Source organism: Yersinia sp. 1252 StPb PI (genome assembly GCF_048593885.1).
GTDB classification, from domain to species: Bacteria; Pseudomonadota; Gammaproteobacteria; order Enterobacterales; family Enterobacteriaceae; genus Yersinia; species Yersinia enterocolitica_E.
In genome coordinates this window covers 1-349 of record NZ_JAZGQE010000530.1, presented here as the reverse complement: position 1 = coordinate 349, position 349 = coordinate 1, and the positions used below count along the sequence as shown (strand labels likewise).

Sequence of the window (349 nt, the reverse complement as noted above, 5' to 3'; positions counted from 1 at the left end):
CTTGTTTTCTTATCAGATCAATGTTGTATGTGATTGGTCTTTATTAACCGAGTGAATGTATTTGAGGGGTTATTTATGTATGTCGATACAGTCTCTGTTGTCTCTGGCAGTAAGTTTATTGATGTCAATGGGAAAGGAGTGATTGATTATGAAAAAGAGATATCACTGGATTGCTGTATGAACAAGATTCATTTTCATACTAAAAAGCTAACAATTGATATTAATGAAAAACAAAAGAGATTGGTAATGTGTTTATTTAGTGATGTCAACCGTAAGCAAGATACCATAAAAGTAGTATGGTATGAAAATCATAAAAGTATCTCAGATAATAATTATCATCAATTAATAC

General features: G+C 30.1%; 1 pseudogene. It reads left to right on the top strand.

Annotated elements, in window-relative coordinates:
• Positions 1-75: 75 nt before the first annotated feature.
• Positions 76-349: pseudogene (locus V2A85_RS24625) on the top strand (helix-turn-helix domain-containing protein); the annotation flags it as partial.